This window comes from Desulfobotulus sapovorans DSM 2055 (assembly GCF_059569355.1).
On record NZ_JCANVJ010000002.1, the window covers coordinates 192,667 to 214,278 of the forward strand.

Here is a 21,612-nt window from a genome sequence, read left to right on the forward strand (position 1 = left end):
TTTCTGATGCCGAATGCACCGGACTGTGTACTGGTTTTTTCCGGAGGACTGGATTCCACGGTTCTCCTCCATGATCTCCTGGCCAGGGGAAAAAAGGTGGCTGCCTTAAGTTTTGACTACGGTTCCCGCCACAACCACAGAGAACTTCCCATGGCTGCGGCAGGCTGTCGCAGACTGGGGGTTTCCCATCGGATTGTTTCCCTTGCCTTCATGCCGGAGCTGTTTTCCTCAGCCCTTCTGTGCACAGGCCCCCCCATTCCCGATGGGCCTTACGCATCGGAAGGTCTGGCCCAGACCGTTGTCCCCTTCCGCAATCCCATTCTCATGAGCATTGCCGTGGGCTATGCCGAATCCATCGGTGCATCCGAGGTTCTGCTGGCTTCCCACAGCGGAGACCATGCCCTGTACCCGGATTGCCGTCAGGCCTTCAACATTGCCTTTGCCGAGGCCGTCCGTCTGGGAACGGATGGCAAGGTCGGGGTTTGCTTTCCCTATGCCAACCTGAGCAAACGCCAGATTGCCGATCTGGGACGTTCTCTGGGAGTAGACTTTGGCCGAACCTGGACCTGTTACAAGGGAAGAGCCTTGCACTGCGGCCAGTGCAGTGCCTGTCTGGAGCGGGCCCATGCCCTGCGCAGGGAAGAAGGGCTGGATCCCACCCTTTATGAAGACATGGAAAAAATGCCATGAACGATCACGACCTGAGTCACCTTCCCCTGGGGCGTATCCAGAGTTTCAGTCCTCAGTATGATCCCGGCCAGCTTTGCCCCGTTCCCCGCAGTCTTGGAAGAGAGGGGCTGGGTTTCAATGCCCAGGCCCTGCCCTTTTTCGGAGAAGATATCTGGAACTGCTGGGAACTGTCCTGGCTGGATCAAAGCGGCAAACCCCACATTGCGGTGGCAGAGCTGCGTGTTGCCGCAGACAGTCCCTTTCTTGTGGAATCCAAATCCCTGAAGCTTTACCTCAACAGCTTCAACATGACCCCCATGGATTCTGCGGAAGCGCTGCGGGACTGCATTGCAAAGGATGTTTCTGCTGTCTGTGGCACACAGGTTCAGGTGTGTCTGTGGATGCCGGAGAACTTTGGGGTTCTGGCACCTGCGGCTCCCCTGGGAAGCTGTCTGGACACCCTGCCCTTTGACAGGAATATGCCTCCTGCACCCTGCCTTCTGCAAGGGGACGAAAGGAGATCTGAAGCCCTTTTCTCCCGCCTCCTGCGGAGCCGCTGTCCGGTAACGGATCAGCCGGACTGGGCCACGGTGCAGATCCGCTATACGGGAAGAGCCATCTGCCCCGAAAGCCTTCTGCGCTATATTGTCGGCCTGAGGGAGCATTCCGGTTTTCATGAATCCTGTGTCGAAACCCTTTTTTCCCGGATCCTGAAAAGCTGCCATCCCGAAAAGCTTCTGGTCTCCGCCCGGTTTACCCGAAGAGGAGGCATTGATATCAATCCATGGCGGAGTACCCATAGGGAAGAAATGCCCAATTTCCGGGATTTCCGCCAGTAAGTCCCCTGCCTATGTTTCCCTGTCCTCCCCTTTCGGACACTGTCCTGTGGGATCAAAGAGGTAACCAACGGAACGGATGCTTTTAAAGAACCGGGGTTTTCTCGGATTCTCTTCGAAATAACGCCGGAAACGCACCAGAAAATTATCCACCGTCCGGGTGGCAACGGGACTGGCATAGCCTAAGGCACGGGTCAGGATGGCTTCCCGGCTCACGGGCTTGCCCGGATTTTCAGAAAAGTAGCGTAAAATACGAATCTCCTGATCCGTAAGGGCCACCTCTTCTCCGTCCACTTCCGCCACCCTCCGTTCCCAGTCGATGCGGTTGGCCCCAAAGAAAAAATCCAGACTGTCCCCCTGCGTTGTCATTTCTCCTTTTCGCTGAAGGAGTCTTGCCACGCGCAGCTCCAGCTCCTGCACATCAAAGGGCTTGGCCATGTAATCGTCACAGCCCCGTCTGAGTCCGGCCTTGCGATCCTCCACCTCTCCTTTGGCCGAAAGGATGAGGATGGGAAGGAAGGTGTCTTTTCTGCGGATCTGCTCCAGTATGCGGAGTCCATCCATATCCGGCAGCATCCGGTCCAGAATGACCAGATCCACGGTCTCCCTTTCCAGAAGGGCCAGCCCCTCCTCACCCGATGCCGCGCACAGCACCCCATAGCCCCCCAGGTAAAGATTCAGGCGAATCCCTTCCCGCAGATGCAGTTCATCTTCTATCAGCAGAATTGTCTGGCTCATCCTTTGTCACCCTCATCCGCAAGCGGCAGTTTTATGGTGAAGGTGCAGCCCTTTCCGGGGCCTTCACTTGCAACGGTGATACGCCCTTTGTGCATGCGTACCACATGGTCGGCAAGGTGCAGTCCAAGGCCTGTTCCAGGAATTTTCCCCTGGGGCTTCACCCTGTAAAATCTTCGGAATACCCGTTTCAGATCTTTTTTTTCAAGTCCGATGCCGTTATCGGAAAAGTGCAGCAGTACAGCCTTTTTATTTTTTTCCAGCCGCACGTGCATGGTGGGTTCCGCTGCTGTGTTGTACCGCAGGGCATTTTCCATGAGATTGGCAATCATCATGGAAAAAAGTCCCGGATCCACGGGATAAAAAAATCCATCCACCGGAGCCTCCAGGCGAAGGGTCAAGCCTTCAAAACGGGGATGTTCCCGGTGTATGACAGCAATTTTTTTCAGAAGATCCAGTTTTTCCAGTCCCAGGGGGGCCATCCCGCCTTCGATGCGGGCGAGACTGAGAATCCTTTCAATCTGCTCGGAAAGACGTTCCGTATCCAGCTTCATATATGTAAGATAACGGATACTCTCCTCGCGGGGCAGTTCATGATTTAAAAAAGTATCCAGATAAAGCCGGATGGAGGCTACCGGTGTTTTCAGCTCATGGGTGAAACTGCGGATAAAGCGACGCTGCATCCGGTAGAGGGACATGGCCTTGCGATAGTAAAAGTAGATGACCATCAGGCCCACGAGGATCAGCCCCACAAGAATGGAAAGGGTGAGTACCACACTCACCGTTTCCGGAGCCATTACCGTATACCCCTCCATATTCAGGTTGCGGGTAAGATCCATCAGACCGGAGCGTACCGCCATAAACCATCGAATATAGAGATAAAGGGAAATGGCCAGGGCCGTTACGGACACGAGCATGACCAGCATGGTATTCCGAAGACTTCTACGCAGCCTCACACAGCCCTCCAGGTTCCACCCTTAAGGGCGGAAGGCTTCAGGAAAATATTTTGTACACATAATTTAATCGACAGCCCTCTGTGTTTCTGGCATATTCCGAAGATATACGCACTGAAAAACGTAAGCCCCATCCCTTAAATCTTTCATCCAAGAGGACTTCCATGCATATTCCAGAGGCCATGATCACCGGAGCCATCTGCCCTGTCACCTCCATACCGGCAACAGGTCTTGTGGATACCCTGTTCTGTCTGATGCTGGGGATGGTCATGGTCAAGGGGCTTCAAAAATTTTCCATATCCCGACGGACAAGGAGCTGAACCATGAGCGAGGACATCTACCGAGAGCTTCAACAATACCTGCACCAGCTTCCCTGTGGTTTTCCCGAAGGCCCGAAGGGCACGGACATTGCCCTCTTAAAAACCATGTATACCCCCGAAGAAGCGGCCCTCTGCCTGAAGCTCACTCCCGAAGGGCAGACCGCCGAGACCATTGCCCGCCAGTATGGCGGGGATGGAGAGACTGTCCGGGCCATGCTGGACGCCATGGCCACCCGGGGACTGCTCTTCCGCATCTGTGTGGATGGGGTCTATCACTATGTGCTCATGCCCTATGTGGTGGGAACCTTTGAGTTTCAGCTCAACCGGCTTTCTCCGGATTACAACAAGGCCCACAACCGCTACATGATGGATGCCATGGGCATGGAGGTCTTTGGTGGCAAGACCTCCCAGTTCCGTATCCTGCCCGTGGAAGCCGCCCTTGAAGACACCCAGACCATCATGCCCCATGAAAAAATACGGCGTTATATTGAAGAGGCCCGCCTCATTGCCGTGAGTGACTGTCTCTGCCGCAAAAAAGCCCGGGCCGAAGGCCGGGGCTGTGCGCATACCTTAAGGGCCTGTCTCAGCCTCAACGAGTTTGCGGAATTTTACCTTGAGGCGGGAATGCCCACGGAAATCATTTCCAAGGAAGCCGCCCTGAAACTCATGGAGGACTGTGAGAAGGAAGGTCTGGTGGCCCATACCCAGAATGCCAAAGACGAGGTCTGCTATATCTGCAACTGCTGCGTCTGTTCCTGCGGGATCTTTTCCACGGTGGCACGCTTTAATCTGCACAGCCAGATCGTCCGGGCCTCCTGGCAGTGCCGGATTGATCCCGAGACCTGCACCGCCTGTGCGGCCTGCATGGAGCGGTGCATTTTCAATGCCCTTTCTCCGGGAGAGGACGGGAAGATGCATGTCAGCAAGGGAAAATGCATGGGATGTGGCCTCTGCAAAAGTGCCTGTCCCTCCGGAGCCATCTCCCTTGTCCAGCGGGAGGAAAGGTTTCAGCCCGATGTTCCGGAAGATCCTCAGGAAATGTATGACCGGATGCAGACAGAAAAAAACCGGCCCCTGCGTATGCTGTCCATGAAAAACCTGAAGGCGGATATTCTCGGAAAAAACAAATTCCCTTTTTAAGCCACCCCCCTGAAAAACAGAAAATGGAATACTTACGGTTTCAGGGGCTGCCCCCCCCCGACACCCCAGGAAGATCTCCGGCAATCCGTCACAAAAGGGGTCTCCTCCGTACCGGTTCTCTGACAGGAGGACCCCCTCAGCCTTGATGGAAAGGAACCGTCCGTATGATTCCAAAAACCCTTCTCTACCGGATCTATGGGGAAAGCCTCGCCGTCATCATGAATCTCCAGCAGAAACGGATCTTTTTTTTGCAGAAGGAGGCCCTTGGTTTCTGGGAAAGCCTGCACGGAAAGGCCGTCCCTGACGAAAAAGACCTTCGCAGCCCCTTTTTTCCGGCCCTTCTGGAACTCGGCCTTGTGGAAAGGCCCGCCTCTTTCCCCGCTGTCAGTGATCCAAGGTGCCAGTCCTCCCCGGAGACCATGGAAGTGGACATGGCCGCCCTCACCCTTTTCGCCTTCAAAAACCGCATCCCCATCAGCGGCCACTTTGAACTCACCGGACGCTGCAACCTGCGCTGCCGGCACTGCTACTGCCTCTTTCGCAATGAAAAAGACAGCCTGAATACCCTTGAGGTCTTTGCCATTCTGGAAAGCCTGAAAAAAAGCGGGGTCTTCGGTCTGGTGCTTACGGGTGGTGAAATTTTCATGCGAAAGGACATCCTTGATATTCTGGCCTGGCTGGACAGGGAGCGCTTTGTCATCCGCATCAACACCAACGGCACCCTTGTGGATGAAAAAACCGTGCAGACCCTTGCGGGTTTTTCCAACATCCACCGCATCCACGTCAGCCTTTACGGCGCAGAAGAAGGGGTACACGACGCCATCACCCGATCCCCGGGAAGTTTCCGCAAAACCCTCCGCGCCCTGCATCTCCTCCGGGAAGCGGGCCTTGATCTGCGTATCAACTGTTCCGTCATGAAATCCAATGTGGACAGCTACACGGACATCGCCACAAAAATCGGAGACCCCATGGGCGTTCCCGTTCATTTTGACGCGGAAATTTTTCCGAAAGATGATGGCGGCACGGAAAATCTTGCAGAGCGCATTGAAACCCAGGATCTTGCAAAATTTATGGAAAAGCGGGAAAAAAAGAAGGGGGAAAGGCAGAAACTCTGCAAGGCGGGATTTTCCTTTTTCGCCATTTGTGAGGACGGCTCCCTCTATCCCTGCCTCAAGATGAAACGTTTTTACCGCAACCCCCTGGGCAATCTGAAAGAAGATGCCTTCGATCAGCTGTGGCACAGCTCGGAACCTGTTCTGCACATCCGCAAAACCCTTGAAAACAAACTCAGGGAATGCGACATCTGTGACCTGGGTCTGTAACTCACCCCAAAAGGAGGACACCATGAAAGTAGATCTGAACATCACCTGCTCCATGGATGAGGTACTGAAGGCTCTGGGAACCGCGCTGCCGCCGGAGGGCGGCCTGCAAATCCTTGTGACGGGAACAGAAGACAAGTTCTTCATCGGCGGCGGGTGCGAGGCCTATGTCACCCCACCGGGACATACCCTTCCCGCCAACATTTCCGTATGTATGCAGAGTCCGCCGCCCGGCCTGGAATAAAAAGGCCCCATGACCCCAAAGCCCCGGATTCCCTTACAGAACAGGACACCATGGAAAAAATCGGCGCACCATCCTTAGGACGCACCATCTTCAGTTCCCTCATCCGGCTCCTTGCTGCCGTCCTCTGCCTCATGGCCGCTTTTTTCCTTTTCAGATGGGGCTTTAACGAGATGCGGGAAGCCCGGCAGATCGACCGTTTTCCCCTGACTCCCATTGAAGCCCTGTCAGAGGGAGCCTATGCCATTCGGGGCAAAGCCCTTTCTGAAACACGCATCTATCAGGCGCCCTATTCCGGAACGGATGTACTCTATATCCGCTACCGGCTTGAAGAAACCTACAAGGATTCCGATGACACAAGCCGGGTCAGGGTTCTGGAAAGCGGTGAAAAACAGGGACGGTTTCTGCTGGAAGATTCCAGTGGCCGGGTTTCTCTTTCGACGGAGCATCCCGGGAACATGACTGTTTCCATTCCAATGAGCTACAAAAGAAAAAAAGGGGATCTTACCTACATGGAATGGGCCATCCATGAGGGTGATCTCCTGAACCTTCTGGGCGAATACGATGCCGACAAGAAGATTTTTACGTTTTTCACCGAAAAATCCGGTATCCCTCCCCTGCTCACCACAACATCCCTTCAGTCTGAAGGGGGGCTGTATCTTTTCAGCGTATCCATCCATATTTCTTTGGCCTCAGTGCTTGTGGCCCTTGCCATTGGCCTTTTTCTCACGGCTGTACGGGTTCACCGTTTCTGGGTATATGTGCTTTTCATGTCACTGGGGATGGTCGGTGGCCTTACTGCCATAGGGATGGTTCACCTGAAGGAAGACTGGAAAACGGCTGCTGCATCCTATCAGCAGCGTTACCGAAGCATTCAGGCCGCTCCTTCTTCTGCCCGCCGTACGGATCTCTATGCCATGCGTCTGCTCATAGAGAAAAACAGCCTTCAGTGGCCGGATCGCCCCCTCTTCCTTGCCCTTGCGGATAAAATGTTCCCCTTGCCCGAAGGGCTGCTTCCCGCAGAAAAAGAAAGGGCCGCAGCCCTGGTCGCCACCATGCGCAGCAGTTATCTGGATTCTTCATGGATGGTTTCTGTTTTCAGTCTTCTGGGGGTGTTTCTGGGAGGGCTTTTCTTTTTCAGAAGTTTTCAATCCATCAAGAGAAAACGCCTCATTGAACATATTCCAACGGCAAAAAGTCAGGGACTCAGTTATGGTCTTGCAGAGTTGAAGGGATACATCCGCGTCGATCATGAGCTTCCCCACATCCAGAGCCAGCTCAAGGGAAAGGACTGCGTTGCCTACACCTACAAGATTGAAGAACAGAAGGACAGCGGGGACAATAAAAACAAATGGGTAACCGTTGCCAGTGGTGGAAAACGGACCGATTTCTGGCTGGAAGATGCGGAAGGCAGGGTAAAAATCATCCCTGAAAACGCGGAAATGGAATTTCCAGGGAAATACGTGCAAACCAGGGGAGTCCGCCGTTATACAGAATACTGGATGCCGGTAAACATTCCCATTTACTGCATCGGGTTTGCCGGTCTGGACGGGCTTTGCAGTGACCAGCTCACCCTGCAGCAAGGAAAAAACGGAGGGGATTTTTTTTTCATCAGCCACAGAAAGGAAGAAGATCTTCTGATTTCCATGTCTTCCCGAAGCTTTTTTCTCTCCTCGCTGGGTCTTGGTGCCGTGCTCTTCGCCTGCACCACACTCTGGTCCGGTCTCGGCTGGCTGACTCCGGGAGCCCTCTTTAAACTCTCCCTCGCCGTACCCCTCACCCTTCTCACCTATACCCTTATCCTGCACTACAATGATTTGATTTTTCTTAAAAACCGGGTGCTCAAAACCTGGAGCGATATTGATACCATCCTCCAGAAACGGGCAGATCTCTGGCCCCAGCTTCAAAACATCGTGCAAGCTGCCCTTCAGCATGAAAGGGAACTCCTGACGGCCATTGCTGCCCTGCGCTCCCGCCCGACCCTGGACGAAGGCGATGCGGAAAACGCGGACCGGATGTTAAACGAAGAAAAAGCGGTTTCTCAGGCCTTTTTTGCACGGCTGGAGACCTTTCCGGAACTCAAAAACCAGAGCCTGGTGCAGCAGTTCAGTGAAGAAATCCGGAAAACCGAAAACTACCTTGCCCTTCTGCGTCAGGGATATTCGGACAGTGTGGCAATCTACAACACCCGTATCCAGTCCTTTCCGGATCTGATTCTGGCCCGACTCTTCGGCTTTACAGCAAAAAAGCCCTTTACCTCCCTGAAGCCATAGCCCTCAGCGAAGGGCCTCCAGGCGCTCTTCCAGCAGGGGATGGGTAGACAGATACTGCTGCCAGGAAGAGCTGTTTTTTATCAATCCCTCTTTTTCATGCAGATTGATGAGCAGCCTTGCAAAACCCTCACTGCTTTTTCCTCTGGCATCCAGCCAGGCCATGGCATAGGCATCCGCCTCCCTCTCAAACGCTCTGGAATAGGCCAGCTCCGACATCAGGACAGGCAGCCCCATGAAAAGCTCGGCGATGCCACTGCCATCCCCCGTCACTCCCATGATGACAACGGTGAGAAGGCTGTCCTGAATCACCCGTCTTGCCGCATGGCGATACCGTCCATGTCCGGCCTCATGGGCCAGAACCCCCTCAAGGCCATCGGGATTGCCCTCCCCCAGCGCAAGCAGTTCATCCGTCACCACAATGATATTGCCGGGAAGCGCCAGGGCATTGGCACCGATACGCCCCCCTTTGCGGAACAGAAGGCGCATTTCCGGATGGGCCTCCCAGAGCGCGGCAAAGGTTCTGTGAAAATCCTCCTGGGCCTCAGGGGAAAGGCCGGACGGTGCAAAAAACATCTGATCCAGACTTTTCAGTGTGCTTTCACCCGCATGATCCAGAATACTGGCAGGCAGGCGAAAAGCGACCTCCCTCGCAAGAATGGGCGCACCATGGTAAAAAACCAGAACAAGGGCTGCCAGCACCAGAAAAAAAGTGACGAGGGCCAGAAACCACCGGGATTCCAGAGTATGCAGGAAATGCCAGAAAACGCCCCTTCCCTGATGGGTTTGCAGGGCATGGACAGCTTCATGATCCCGTGTTTCAAAAACACCGCCGCAGGGGAAACGAAAGGTTCGGGCGGTCTGTCCCAGAGGAGGCGAAATAACGACAACGTGCAAAAGGGCTTCGGCAAAAAGCAGCCCCTTTTCTCCCTCCACACGCAACAATCCGACTTCGGTCAGAAACAGAAGCTCAGCCGGTCGTTCCATGGAGGACTTGCCATCATAAAAAACACCAGAAATTCCCATCAGAACCCCAGATCAAAATCAAGGAAGTCCGCTGCTTCTTCCCCGAGGGAAGCCACCTTCTTTTCTTCTCCTGCAACAAAGGCATCAAGAGAGCCTGTTGCAAGAAGGGCCATTTTCTCTGCCCTGTAAGAGGCAATTCTCACTTTGGCCCAGGGATGAAAAAAGCCCAGCGTCAGGACGGTAAGAAGAGAATTGACCCCAAGAATCAGCATATACTCAAACACCATAAGCCGGGCTTCAAAGCTGTGGGATGAAAGACGGACCGCATTGAACAGAATATTGGTGCTGTTCACGGCATACCAGGCCAGGACAAAGAGATAGAGAACCGCCATGGGTAAAAAAAGCAGCAGGGGCATGAGATAGGCCGTACCGGCCATAACTACAAGGGCAATGAGAAAAGGAGGAAGCAGGCTGAGGAACATCCTGTAATAGGCTTTGGGAGTGTTGTTGAAATCAAAGGCGGTTTTTCCGTAGGCACTGGCAGTCACGAGGTACTGGTGCTGTTTGAAAACCGCATGGGGCCACAGAAGGCCAAGGGTCAGCATTCCGGCAAGGGGCCAGAGGATATACGCCTTGGCAGCTCCCCATACCGTACCGTGAAAGGCAAAGCGGATATTGCGGTAGCTGGAATTCCTTGCGTTAAAAACAAGGGAACGGACAATAATCCATGGAAAAAGCAGCAGAAATAAAATGGAAAAAACAAAAGATGCCATGGGATAAAGCTGTTCCAGCAAAAAGGAAAATCCCAGAAAGCCAACAACCAGAATACGTCCGAAAAGAATTTTTACGGGGTCTGCCAGATAATCAAAATTTCTGCCATTGAGATGGGTGTTGAGATAAAAATAGCGTTTTCGCCTCACCTTGGCCCAGGCAGAATAAATCCCCAGAGTGACAATGGAAAGCAGCAGGTTGACAATCCAGATACGAAAATATTCCCCGCCCTTGCCCTGAAAAGAAAAACGCAGACGCTCAGATCCCGTGGCATGACCGGAACCTTCCATGTTTTCCCCCGTTCCCTGGCCTCCACCTCCCCCATCCGCGGCCCCACCCATCATTGCCTGCGCATCATCCATTCTGGCCTCCAGAGAAACATCCAGACCCGCCTGACGCAAAGCGGCAGCATAGGTTTCCGCAGCTTCCGGTGTCAGATCTTTTTTGAGCACGGTTCTCGTGGTGGATAAAACACTTTCCGCCACAGATCTTTCAAGACCAAACATCCGGGAAAACCTGTCCACAACAGTTTCTGCATCAAAACCCGGTAAAAGTTTTCCATGAAAAACCACGTCAAAACGGATCTCTGTCATGGGGAGCATTCCTTTCGTCGGAGAATGGGGAAGGTAAGGTCTGGCAGGATGCAGACGGACATTCCTGTGGCGGAAGCGTCCGTCTGCAAATACAGGGTGGGGACTGATGCACAGAATCAGCGCATACGCTTGTTGCGTTTATGCTGCTCGATGAAAAGTTTGGTACGTCCATAAGGCCCGAAACGCTGATCTTCTGTCCGGATATGTTCCACCAGCCATTTTGCAAGATAGGCAAGGGATTCATCCTTGAGATCCTCTGGGTCATCGGAAACCATACGCCGCAGGTTCAGGGTTTTCCGTATAAAGACCTTATGCAGTTTGCGGTGTTCCGCAAGCTCCGGATACCCCAGCTGCTGCATGATTTTTTCTTCAATGCCAAAATGAATACGCAGGCCTTCCCCCAGCTCATTAAGCAGGTCAAAAAGAACCCTGGGTTCTGCCTTCTCTTCATATTTCTGGTAAATTTTATTGATGTGCTCCGCAATTTTCTGTTTCTGCTCATCAATCTGCTGCACGTGGATATTCAAATCCTCTTCCCAGACCATCCGTTCCATGGCACCTCCCGATTCGAAAACACCGGCGCAAGAACCGATGTTTCTTTACAATTTATGCACGGCGGTCGGCCGGCATGTTCTGTTTGATACCCTGTCATCTCCCTGCAATACACCCCTGACTGAAAGGCCTATCAGGAGGGCTGCATCCTTATCACGGGCAAGATGGGGGAACAATAAAGGACATTTCCCCTGTTTTCCGCATACGCATGGGTACCTGTATGTGAATACGGGTTCCCGCTCCAGGGAAAGACTGCATTTTCATTTTTCCTGATAAAAGTGCCACACGCTCTTCCATGCTGCGCAGCCCCATACGTTTTTCCCGAAGGGCTTCTACCATACGCAGCTCTGGCTGAAAACCCTGTCCGTCATCCTCAATGCGCAAAATAATATGGGGATGGGAGGCCACAAGCCGCACCGTCACCCGTTTGGCGGCAGCATGTTTGCGTACATTGCTCAAGGCTTCCTGTAACAGTCTGTACAGATTGATTTCCGTATCAAAATCCAGATCCAGGGCATCCAGTCCTGCCGAAGAAAAATCCACCTGAAGACCATGCTTGTTGCGAACATCTTCACAGTAGACAAAAAGGGTTCGGACAAGTCCCAGGGCATCCAGGGTGGGAGGACGCAGATCATAGGCCAGATCCCGAACGGCCTGAATGCTGTTTCCAAGGGTGCGGTTCAGCACCTCAGCCTTCTGGCGCAGGCTCTGGGGAACATCCTCCCAGGCACCGAAAAGATTCTGTGCCATGATTTTCAGGGTGGCCAGATCCTGGGCTATGTGGTCATGCAGATCCCTGGAGATTTTCTGTCTCTCGGTTTCCTGGGCACGGATCAGATCCTGGGTAAGGATCTGTATGCGCTGCTCCGCTGCTTTCAGACGGGTGATATCCCTTCCCGTGCACAGCACACTGATTACCTGACCTTCCCCCGACCATTCGGGGACAAGCCGCCAGTCATAGACTTTTCCGTCTTCATCGTCAGAACAGGCACAGGTAAAATCACGGGCCAGCCCCTCTTCAAAAACAAGGGGGAGCTGCTGTATCATAATGTTACAGAAATTTTCTTCAAAACCCGCATCCCAGATACCGGTATTCTTTATTGTTAAAGGATTGAGACCGGAAATCCGGGCAACGGAGGTATTCACAAAGACCAGAGAAAGGTCTCTGGAAAACCGCATAATAATATCCGTGGAATTTTCCGTAAGCGCTCGGAAGGTTTCTTCCCTCTGCACCAGATTTCTTTCCACGCGGCGACGGTCTTCAATTTCCCGAAGCAGTTTTTCATTGGTGCGGGAAAGCTCTTCCGTACGATCCAGAACACGCTGCTCCAGTTCATCACGGGATCGTCTCAGAGCACTTTCAATGCGCTTGCGATCACTGATATCCCGCATGGAACCAATAATCCGCAGGGGGGTTGAGGTTTCATCCCGGATCAGTTCCGCATTGAGGGAAAAATCCCGTATCCTGCCCTCCCTGTCCCTGAACTGTAACTCAAAATCCTGAACCCTTCCTTCCTCTTTTATTGCGGGAAACAACAGGTTCCTTGCCTTGTCCGCATTAACACAATAGTCAAAAAAATTTCTGCCAATGAAATCTTCTCTGGGATAATGGTACAGCTTTTCGATGGCCGGACTGACTTCCAGCACCTTGCCGTCCATGTCACTTTCATAATAAATATCCTGAATATTATAAAAAATCCCACGGTATTTCTGTTCACTTTCTTCAAGAAGCCGGGTGGCTTTCCGCCACTCCGTCACGTCCCTGAGGGTACCATAAATCCGGACAGGCCTGTTCTCAGCATCCCGTTCCAGAACACAATTCAAGGATCCCGTATAGATACTGCCGCAACGGGTACGAAAATCCACTTCGAAATCCCGCATCTCTCCATAGGTCAGAAGACAGTGCACAATCACATCTTTTTGGGTTGGATCCGCATAAAACTGATGAATTTTCTGACCGATAAACTCTTCACGGCTGTATCCGGTAAAAGCAAATACTGCGGGGCTGACCTCCACAACGGTTCCGTCAAACCGAACCTCACAATAAATATCCCTTATATTTTCAAATATTTTATAGTATTTTTCCCGATAGGACACCAGGTCTTCAAGGGTATTCTGATACTTCCGGGCGAGACAAACCTGATCCCATGCCCTGCGCAGCCCATAGAGGAAAAAAAAGAAGGCAGACAGGGCAAAAAAAGCCTTCGTCCCCGTATGCTCCGGCCTTAATCCCCAGCTGTGGAGAACATCCGGAAACTTCCAGAAATAAAAAAAAAGACTGCACAGGATGATTCCGGAAAAAGCATAAAAAAAATCCGTCAGAATCCTTCTGCATGAAGGCTTCTTCAAAAAATGCCAGAGTGCTGCCATGGAATCAGGCAGAAAAACCATGGCTAAAGAATTTCCACTTCCGAGGGCGTCAGGATATCTGCACCCTTTGCGTCACTGAATACGGGCATACGGATTCCCTTGGCCCGCCAGCCCCTGTGCCGCAAAACCCCCTGAAAGGGCGGTTCTCCGGCAACCCTTCCCACAAGTTTTGTGCGGGAAGGCTCAAATCCCTTGGGAATCGTGACCCGTGTCCCCTCCTCCTCTTCCATGACGGGAGCCATATCAAGATACCGTGCCAGCACTTTTCGGCCATTTTCATGTACAGGCCGCACCGCAGCCCCAATCTGATCGTCTTCATACAGATCCAGATCCTCTGCAAAAAAATCCAGAAGCCGGGCTTCCGTCTGAAATGCAGACAGCAGATACAAAAAAGTTCGCTGATCCCGTGCCTTTCTCGCCTCAGAATCTTCCTCTCCTCTGGAAACAGCGGGCTTTATCACCTTCTCCTGAACCTTGAATGGCTTTTCTGGAAGCAGCTTTTTCAGGAATAAGGACGTCACAGCCCGAAAAAGAAGGGCTGCCAGAAGACCTGTCATGGCTCCCATATGGGGAAAAAGAGGAACAAAGGGTTCCAGATTTTTGTCCAGAAGCCCGAAATCCGGTGACATCAGCGAAACAAACCAGCCGGAAAGCGTAAAAAGGGGAATGAAAAAAACAAGGGCAAGCCAGAAGATACGTCTTGAAAGCACAGCGGATGGGTTCACAATTTCTCCTTGAAAATATCGGATATTTTTTAGAACAAACAGGTCATGACAGGCTCAGAGGATCCATTGGGTATTCCCCTTTCGGAGAATACATATTTTTTGTCCGCTTTACAGGTCTTTTTCAAGCTGGAGACTTTCAAACAGCAGCCTTTTGCCAAAAGCACCAAGCCGTGATATAGCTGCTGCCTGAATTTTGAAATCCCAATCCCATCTCCCGGACAAAAACAGCCTGTTTTCATACCCGAAAAAACAGCGTGAAACAAGGAAGTACACATATCATGAAAATCATGGATCAGAACAGATCCTATATCAAAAGGGATACCTTTGATTTTGAAATCGGACATCTGAAGCAAAGCCCCTGTCTCCATTGCACAGAAAAAGACAGACTTCCCGCATGCATGAAGGCCTGTCCGGATCTGCATACAATCCAGTCCATGCTCGCCGCAGGGATCAGCCTGAGCCGCAGCGAAGAAAACTGATACCGGACAGGGGATACGGACTTTCAGGTCTTGTCATCTGAAGAAGGTTCCGGACTTTCTGCTTTCCGACCGTAAAAACGCCACTCTTTATTGACTATCAGCCTTGCCCCCCGGTTGAAGGTAAAATAGGCACTGGCCCATTGCAGCACCACAAAAAGCCTGTTTTTAAAGCCTGCCAGAAAGTAGATATGAATAAACAGCCAGGTCAGCCAGGCCAAAAATCCTGAAAACCGGATCTTTCCCGCCTCCACAACGGCCCGGCTGCGGCCGATGGTCGCCATTTGTCCCTTGTCAAAATACGTGAACTCCTTACGGGGTTTTCCTGCAATATCCTGGAGGATACTGGCAGCGATGTGACGTCCCTGATGCATGGCCACAGGAGCCACTCCCGGCAGGGCTTCATCGGCTCCTTCGGGCATGAAGGCCGCCTGATCTCCTCCCACAAAAATTTCGGCGTGTCCGTCCAGGCTGAGGTCTCCCTTCACAGGAACCCTGCCCAGCCAGTCCAGAGGTGTACCGAGGCTCTTGTTGATCTCCGCAGCCACAATGCCTGCTGCCCAGATCACCGTCGCCGCCTGTACACGCTCCCTGCCAATATCCACCCCATCCCTGTCAATGCCGGAAACCTTTTTGGAGGTCCAGACCTGCACCCCGAGGCTTTCCAGATCCCGTGTGGCCCTGGCCGAGAGCTGTGGGTGATAGGCCGGAAGAATGCGCTCTCCGGCTTCCACAAGAATTACCCGTGTCAGTTTTGGGTCGATATTTTTAAAATCCTTTGAAAAGGTATAACGGCTCATTTCACCAATGGCACCGGCAAGTTCCACACCTGTGGTTCCGCCCCCAACCACCACAAAGGTGAGCTGTTTCATTTTTTCTTCAAGGTTTCGGGTGCATTCCGCACGTTCAAAAGCGTACAGAATCCTCCGCCTGATTTCTGTTGCCTGCTCCACAGTCTTCAGACCCGGTGCCAGAGGTTCCCACTCTTCCTTTCCAAAATAGCTGTGCTGTGCCCCGCATCCGAGAATCAGATAATCATAGGCGAGGGATCCAATACTGGTCTCCAGTTTTCTGGCCCCAATGTCCACGGAAAAAGCCTCGGCCTGCAAGACCTGGACATGCGGATAACCGGACAGAAGACCCCTCAGCGGTGCTGCAATTTCCGCAGGACTTAAACCAGCCATGGCTACCTGGTACAGAAGGGGCTGAAAGAGGTGGTAATTTCTCTTATCAATGAGAGTTACTTCCACCTTGCCAGACCTGCCCAGAACCTTGGCAGCATTCAGGCCCACAAAGCCTCCGCCAACAATGAGCACTTGTTTCATAAAGTTATTTTTATCCTTTCCGTCCTGAAAAACAGGACTTTTCACCCAAGATATCTGTCGCATGAAGCACCGGAAAAATCGTATCCTTTTTTATCAGAACATGCAGCACTCCGTTTTTGCAAAACCATAAAATTTGTGTATTCTTGGGTCTGTGAATCCATATGCGACCCCAGGGGATCCTGCAGAATGTTTCTTTACGGGGACATCTGATATCCGGACACTGCGGATATGATTCCTGGCAGAATACTTTTTCCGACCCATCTCTGCAAGGCGGAACACGGCATGCAACACCTCCTTTCTCTCATCCAGCAACTGATTTCTTTTCCCACCCTTGCGGAAAGGCCTGATGAAATCAAACGCTGCACGAATTTCATACGGAACCTCCTGAAAAAAAACGATGTCCCTCATGAAGTGCTGCACATTGAGGATTCCCCTTCCATTCTGGTAACACCTGTTCCTGAAAAATGCCCCATCCTTCTCATCAGCCACATGGACGTGGTCGCAGGATCTGACAGACTGTTTGTTCCCCGCATTGAAGGTGGTTATCTCTGGGGACGGGGGGCTGTGGATGATAAATACGCCATTGCCCTTTCCCTTTTTCTCCTTTTCAAAAAGCGGGAGAGCCTGAGAAAGGCGGGGCTGGATCCCCAGAATCTCCCCTTTGGCCTGCTCATCACCTCGGATGAAGAAAGCGGTGGAGAACGGGGAACTGCGGCCATTTTACCCCGGCTTTCCTGTGATTTTGCCATTGTGCTGGATGGGGGCAGACCCGAAGAAATCGTTGTCCGACAAAAGGGGATTCTGCGCTTAAGACTGGAAGTAAAGGGAAAAAGTGCCCACGGTGCACGACCCTGGCTGGGAAAAAATGCCCTGGAAGGACTGATGGAGGATCTGATGCGTATCCGGCCTCTCTTTGACGGAAAGAATTCGGATCACTGGGAAAAAACCCTGAACATTGGCCGCATGGAAGGCGGAAGATCCGTGAACCAGGTACCGGATCAGGCCTTTGCCCTTCTCGATATCCGTTTTACGGAAAAGGAAAATCCCGCAGAAATTTTTGAAGAAATGAAAAGGGTACTCCGCCATGGCGCTCTGGTGCAGGAAAGTCTTGATCCGGTTTTTACCGCGGGTGCCTCCCCCTACCTGGATCTGCTCACCCAGGCCCTTCCCGATATCCGCCTGGGACAGGAACATGGAGCCAGTGATGCCCATTATCTTTCAAAAAACGGTATCCCCGGTATTGTCTGGGGGGCGGACGGGGAAATGAGCCAGCACTCCGATGAGGAGCGGCTTCGTCTGGATTCCCTTGCTGCCCTGCTCCATCACATGCAGGTTTTCCTCGACCTCTGCCATGAACGAAAGGGGTTTCTTCCATGAAAGACCCTTTTTTTCCGGACTGGATCGCCTGTCCCTGCTGTGACCGCATGTACCTTCAGATGCCGTTGCAACGGGGAGAGGTGGCACTTTGCCGTCGTTGTGGGACACGCCTCAGGGGTTCGTGTTTTTATGGGCCGGATCTTCCCCTGGCTCTCTGTATTTCCGCCTTTATCGCCTGGATTATTGCCATCTCTCTTCCCTTCATGGCGATCAGCCTGAGCGGGCAGAGTCTGAGCATTTCCCTGCCCTCTGCGGTGTTCATTCTTTTCCAGCACAACATGGTGCTGCTGGCCCTTTTTGTCGGCCTTTTGCTTATACTTGCCCCTGTTTTTTCCATCCTTTTATTGAGCTATCTGCTGCTTTTTCTCAGACTGGGCCTGAAACCTCCCGGCTACCGTTTTCTCCTGAAAGGCTTCTCTCAGACCCGTTTCTGGGATATGACCGATGTCTACCTTGTCAGTATTTTTGTGGTACTGATCAAGGCAGTACATATGGCGGATATCCGGCTCTGTTACGGTTTCTGGGCCTTCGGCCTCCAGGTTTTTTTTCTGCGCGTTGCCTTTTCCGCCATGCCTGTACGGGATATCTGGGAAAACTTCACCCGGATCAACCTGCCTCCAAGGCCCCTGCCGGGAAAGGAGGCCCTGTATGCAGGGTTTGTTTCCTGTCACACCTGTGGGCGTATCCACAAAAAGGGACTTGTTTCCTGTACACGCTGCCGAAGCCTTCTGCACTCCCGTAAACCCCAGAGCCTGAACCGTACCCTGGCCCTGACCCTCACCGCCCTGATGCTTTATATTCCAGCCAATCTGTACCCCATCATGATTGTGGAAAATATGGGCAACAGCATTCCCAGCACTATCCTCGGTGGGGTGATTCTGCTCTGGCAGGACAAGGCCTTTCTCATCGCATCCGTCGTTTTTTTAGCCAGTGTTTTTATCCCCATGGCCAAGCTTCTTGCCCTTTTTTATCTGATGATCTGTGTCCGTTTTCGCAGCATTGCCTGCCCCAGGGAACAGACCGGAGTTTACAGGCTTACCGAACTCATTGGAAAATGGTCCATGGTGGACGTCTTTGTGGTCGCCACCCTTGCTGCCATGGTACAGATGGGGAGTGTTGCCACCATTTCACCGGGTATTGCAGCAACCGCCTTTGCCGCCATGGTGGTCGTGACACTTTTTGCCGCAGAAACCTTTGACCCCAGACTGCTCTGGGATTCCCGTTCTCAGGAAAATACCCCCCATGAACCTGTCTGCCTCTGAACTCCCGGAAATCACCACAGCCAAGGCCCGTTTCTGGATCTGGCTCATTCCCCTCACCGCCCTGCTGGCAGGAGGATGGCTTTTGTGGCAGCACTATGTGGAACGGGGCATTCTGATAACCGTACGCTTTGAGACTGCTGAGGGACTTGTCCCAGGAAAAACCCAGCTTCGTTTCAAGGATCTTTCCATCGGAACACTTGAAAATATCACCCTGGCTCCGAATCTTTCCCATATCCGTGCCCTGATTCGGGTTCAGCGTACCATGCAGTCCCATATCACCGAAGACAGCCGCTTCTGGGTGGTGCGGCCCCGCATTGACAAGCAGGGCATTTCCGGACTGAATACCCTGCTCTCCGGAGCCTATATCGCCATGGAACCCGGGACAGGAAAACCTGCAACCGCCTTTATGGGCCTGGAAAATCCGCCCCTGACCCCTTCGGAAACACCGGGACTGCGTCTTGTTCTTGAAACGGATTCCGGAGGTCTGGACGTGGGAACGCCCATCTATTACCGGAAAATCCAGGTGGGAACCGTAGAAGCCCTCACCGTTTCTTCGGATCAGCAGCGTATTTTTCTGGATATCTTTATCCGCTCACCCTATGACAGCCATATCACCAGCGCATCCCGTTTCTGGCGGGAAACGGGTGTTGATTTTTCCTTAAGTGCCGAAGGCATCCGGCTGCGTACGGAATCCCTGGAAAGCCTCCTTTCCGGCGGTATTGCCTTTGACAATCCGGATGCAGAAAGCCCGGGCGTTAAAAACGGTACCCACTTCCCCCTTTTTCCCACTTTCCGGGAAATTCAGTCCCGCTCCATGCAGATGGGCTTGCCCTTTGTCATCTATTTTGACGGCTCCATCCGGGGCTTAAGCCCAGGCGCACCGGTGGAGTTCCGCGGGGTGCAGATTGGCGAGGTGCTGGATACAAATCTCTATTATGATAACGAAATGGAAGCCTTGCGTATTCCCGTTAAAATTGCCATCCTTACCCGTCGTCTTGCAGGCCCCAAACATCCGGATCCCGATGCCCTGTTCATGAAAATGCTTCATCAGGGAATGAAAGCCAGGCTGGATCTGGGAAGCCTCCTCACAGGACAGCTTTTTGTCTCCATGGAAATGGACTCGGATGATCCCACGCCGGAACTGGCTTTGAGTCCGGAAGGCCTTCCCGTTATCCCCGCCCTTCCCCACCCCATTACCCGGCTTACGGAAAATGCCCTGCGTATTCTCAACCGTATCCGGGAACTTCCCCTGGAAGACATTGCGGAAAATACCCTCGATACCATGGCAAGTGCCAGAAAACTCATGCGGCAGATGGAAACCATCCCCACAGATCTCCGCCCCGTGTTCCAGGACAGTCGGGAAGTGCTTGCCGGTATCCAGACAACGCTGGATCAGCTCAACTCCGGACTGGCAAACCTGCAACAGGGAAGTCCCCTTTATATGGAACTCAGCCGGGCTACCCAGGAACTGGCCGAATCTGCCCGTGCCATCCGTATCCTGGCGGAAAGCCTGGAAGCAAGACCGGACACCCTTCTCTATGGAAAATAGGAGACCTTATGTGGATTATGAAAAAATACGGGTGGACTTCCCGTTTCCTTGTCCTCCCCCTCATGCCCGCAGCTCTTTGCATCTTCATCCTTGTCCTTTTTGTGAGCTGTACGGCCAAGCCCCATCCCCGGATCTATCATCTGGGTATTATGGATCCTCCCATAGGCCAAAAAACCGGCAGGATTCCTGTGGTTCTTCTGGAATCGCCCAGCCTTCCACGCCATCTGGACAGACCCCAGATGGTAACACGCGCGGGAGCCTCCGAACTGATTGTCCATGAACATCACCGCTGGGCCGCCCCAATCGACAGGCTTATCCGGGAAAGCCTTGCCGCCCGCATGGATGCACGCTCCCATGATTTCCGGATCATTCCTTCTGAACTCGCATCCGCGTACTCTGCACCGCTCCTGCGTATCGGTATTCAGCTTCTTGATTTTTCTGCTGACAGCCATGGAGAAATCCGCCTGAGCGGTATTTTCTTCATAAAAAGCCCTCGGCAAAATATGGATGAAATCCCCTTTGATATCCGGGTTGTCACCCCATCCCTCAGCCCTGAAGCTCTGGTTGCCTCCCAGAGCCTTGCCCTGGATGGTCTTTCGGAAATGATGCTTGCGGAACTCACACCCTTTATACGGTAAAAATAGCAGGGATTGCCCTGAAGCTTTAATTTAAGCTTGACCTTTTTTGATGCTAATAGTAATCAGTATCAAAAATATGGAGGCAAGCTTATGCAGCAGGAGAATGAAAAATTCGGGGCCATACGTCTCAGCAGACAGAGGCAGATTATCCTCAATGAGGTTCTCTTTAGCAAAAGCCATCCCACAGCCGACATGGTATATAAAAATGTACAGGAGGCACTGCCCCGTATCAGCCTTGGAACGGTTTACAGAAATCTCGAAAGCCTCAGTGAGGCGGGCTATATTTTAAGGATTGATACGGGAAAAGGCCCCAGACGCTATGACGGCACCCCCCACTCCCATGCCCATATACGCTGCATACGATGTGACAGCCTGGAAGATCTTCCTGAGTTCACTGCACTGGAAAAAGTGCTGAAGGAAGACATCCAAACCCCATATGAAATTCATGACATCATTGTGGAAGTCCGGGGAATCTGCCCCGGATGCGCCAGCAATGATGGCCCGTTAACACCTTAACAACGCATA

General features: G+C 52.5%; 21 protein-coding genes. 13 read left to right on the forward strand and 8 right to left on the reverse strand.

Going from position 1 to position 21,612, the window contains the following annotated elements:
* The first annotated feature begins 6 nt into the window (after nt 1-6).
* Together queC and queF are read left to right on the forward strand one after the other, a co-directional pair.
* Nucleotides 7-690: a 7-cyano-7-deazaguanine synthase QueC gene (queC, locus tag BR04_RS03535; protein ID WP_496354610.1), complete on the forward strand. Its 684-nt coding sequence runs from the start codon at nt 7-9 to the stop codon at nt 688-690.
* Nucleotides 687-1,508, forward strand: coding sequence for an NADPH-dependent 7-cyano-7-deazaguanine reductase QueF (queF, locus tag BR04_RS03540; RefSeq protein WP_496354611.1), 822 nt, complete (start codon nt 687-689; stop codon nt 1,506-1,508). The genes queC and queF overlap by 4 nt, the downstream gene beginning before the upstream one ends.
* 9 nt (nt 1,509-1,517) lie before the next feature.
* On the opposite strand, the gene BR04_RS03545 is transcribed toward queF, so the two are convergent.
* Both BR04_RS03545 and BR04_RS03550 read right to left on the reverse strand, forming a co-directional pair.
* A complete protein-coding gene (locus BR04_RS03545) occupies nt 1,518-2,243 on the reverse strand; it encodes a response regulator transcription factor (protein ID WP_496354612.1) in 726 nt (241 codons plus the stop codon).
* On the reverse strand, nt 2,240-3,196 hold the full coding sequence (locus tag BR04_RS03550; protein WP_496354613.1) for a sensor histidine kinase: 957 nt from the start codon (nt 3,194-3,196) through the stop codon (nt 2,240-2,242). Before BR04_RS03550 ends, BR04_RS03545 begins: the two co-directional genes overlap by 4 nt.
* Before the next feature lie 161 nt (nt 3,197-3,357).
* On the opposite strand from BR04_RS03550, the gene BR04_RS03555 reads away from it, so the two are divergent.
* The 5 genes from BR04_RS03555 to BR04_RS03575 all read left to right on the forward strand — a co-directional run bounded on the left by BR04_RS03555 (nt 3,358) and on the right by BR04_RS03575 (nt 8,486).
* Complete coding sequence (locus BR04_RS03555) at nt 3,358-3,513, forward strand: hypothetical protein (RefSeq protein ID WP_496354614.1); 156 nt, start codon at nt 3,358-3,360, stop codon at nt 3,511-3,513.
* A gap of 3 nt (nt 3,514-3,516) precedes the next feature.
* Nucleotides 3,517-4,653, forward strand: coding sequence for a 4Fe-4S binding protein (locus BR04_RS03560; protein WP_496354615.1), 1,137 nt, complete (start codon nt 3,517-3,519; stop codon nt 4,651-4,653).
* A 164-nt stretch (nt 4,654-4,817) separates the two neighbouring features.
* Nucleotides 4,818-5,975 carry a radical SAM/SPASM domain-containing protein gene (locus tag BR04_RS03565; RefSeq protein ID WP_496354616.1) on the forward strand — a complete coding sequence of 386 codons (1,158 nt, stop codon included), beginning with the start codon at nt 4,818-4,820 and terminating at the stop codon, nt 5,973-5,975.
* 22 nt (nt 5,976-5,997) lie between these two features.
* Nucleotides 5,998-6,216, forward strand: coding sequence for a hypothetical protein (locus BR04_RS03570; protein ID WP_496354617.1), 219 nt, complete (start codon nt 5,998-6,000; stop codon nt 6,214-6,216).
* A gap of 50 nt (nt 6,217-6,266) precedes the next feature.
* Nucleotides 6,267-8,486: a LemA family protein gene (locus BR04_RS03575; protein ID WP_496354618.1), complete on the forward strand. Its 2,220-nt coding sequence runs from the start codon at nt 6,267-6,269 to the stop codon at nt 8,484-8,486.
* 3 nt (nt 8,487-8,489) lie between these two features.
* On the opposite strand, the gene BR04_RS03580 is transcribed toward BR04_RS03575, so the two are convergent.
* The 5 genes from BR04_RS03580 to BR04_RS03600 form a co-directional block, all read right to left on the reverse strand.
* Entirely contained in the window at nt 8,490-9,509 is a 1,020-nt protein-coding gene (locus BR04_RS03580; protein WP_496354619.1) for a M48 family metallopeptidase, read from the reverse strand.
* A complete protein-coding gene (locus tag BR04_RS03585) occupies nt 9,509-10,813 on the reverse strand; it encodes a YjgN family protein (protein WP_496354620.1) in 1,305 nt (434 codons plus the stop codon). Before BR04_RS03585 ends, BR04_RS03580 begins: the two co-directional genes overlap by 1 nt.
* Nucleotides 10,814-10,929: 116 nt before the next feature.
* Nucleotides 10,930-11,367, reverse strand: a complete 438-nt coding sequence (locus tag BR04_RS03590) for a bacteriohemerythrin (RefSeq protein WP_496354621.1) — start codon at nt 11,365-11,367, stop codon at nt 10,930-10,932.
* A 151-nt stretch (nt 11,368-11,518) separates the two neighbouring features.
* Nucleotides 11,519-13,756: a sensor histidine kinase gene (locus tag BR04_RS03595; protein WP_496354622.1), complete on the reverse strand. Its 2,238-nt coding sequence runs from the start codon at nt 13,754-13,756 to the stop codon at nt 11,519-11,521.
* 2 nt (nt 13,757-13,758) lie between these two features.
* Complete coding sequence (locus BR04_RS03600) at nt 13,759-14,460, reverse strand: DUF2760 domain-containing protein (RefSeq protein WP_496354623.1); 702 nt, start codon at nt 14,458-14,460, stop codon at nt 13,759-13,761.
* Nucleotides 14,461-14,738: 278 nt separating this feature from the next.
* Here BR04_RS03600 and BR04_RS03605 point away from each other — a divergent pair, with 278 nt between their 5' ends.
* On the forward strand, nt 14,739-14,939 hold the full coding sequence (locus BR04_RS03605; protein ID WP_496354624.1) for a hypothetical protein: 201 nt from the start codon (nt 14,739-14,741) through the stop codon (nt 14,937-14,939).
* Between the two features lie 23 nt (nt 14,940-14,962).
* On the opposite strand, the gene BR04_RS03610 is transcribed toward BR04_RS03605, so the two are convergent.
* Complete coding sequence (locus BR04_RS03610) at nt 14,963-16,261, reverse strand: NAD(P)/FAD-dependent oxidoreductase (RefSeq protein WP_496354625.1); 1,299 nt, start codon at nt 16,259-16,261, stop codon at nt 14,963-14,965.
* Between the two features lie 282 nt (nt 16,262-16,543).
* Between BR04_RS03610 and BR04_RS03615 the strand changes: the two genes are divergently transcribed.
* From BR04_RS03615 to BR04_RS03635, 5 genes are all read left to right on the forward strand, one after another.
* Nucleotides 16,544-17,638, forward strand: a complete 1,095-nt coding sequence (locus BR04_RS03615; protein WP_496354626.1) for a M20 family metallopeptidase — start codon at nt 16,544-16,546, stop codon at nt 17,636-17,638.
* The gene (locus BR04_RS03620) at nt 17,635-18,900 is read left to right on the forward strand and encodes a paraquat-inducible protein A (protein WP_496354627.1); all 1,266 of its coding nucleotides are present in this window, start codon (nt 17,635-17,637) and stop codon (nt 18,898-18,900) included. Before BR04_RS03615 ends, BR04_RS03620 begins: the two co-directional genes overlap by 4 nt.
* Nucleotides 18,881-20,449 carry a PqiB family protein gene (locus tag BR04_RS03625; protein ID WP_496354628.1) on the forward strand — a complete coding sequence of 523 codons (1,569 nt, stop codon included), beginning with the start codon at nt 18,881-18,883 and terminating at the stop codon, nt 20,447-20,449. Before BR04_RS03620 ends, BR04_RS03625 begins: the two co-directional genes overlap by 20 nt.
* An 8-nt stretch (nt 20,450-20,457) precedes the next feature.
* On the forward strand, nt 20,458-21,087 hold the full coding sequence (locus tag BR04_RS03630; protein WP_496354629.1) for a PqiC family protein: 630 nt from the start codon (nt 20,458-20,460) through the stop codon (nt 21,085-21,087).
* Between the two features lie 90 nt (nt 21,088-21,177).
* Nucleotides 21,178-21,603 (forward strand): Fur family transcriptional regulator, encoded by a 426-nt coding sequence (locus BR04_RS03635; protein ID WP_496354630.1) that lies wholly within the window; start codon nt 21,178-21,180, stop codon nt 21,601-21,603.
* Nucleotides 21,604-21,612: the final 9 nt, after the last annotated feature.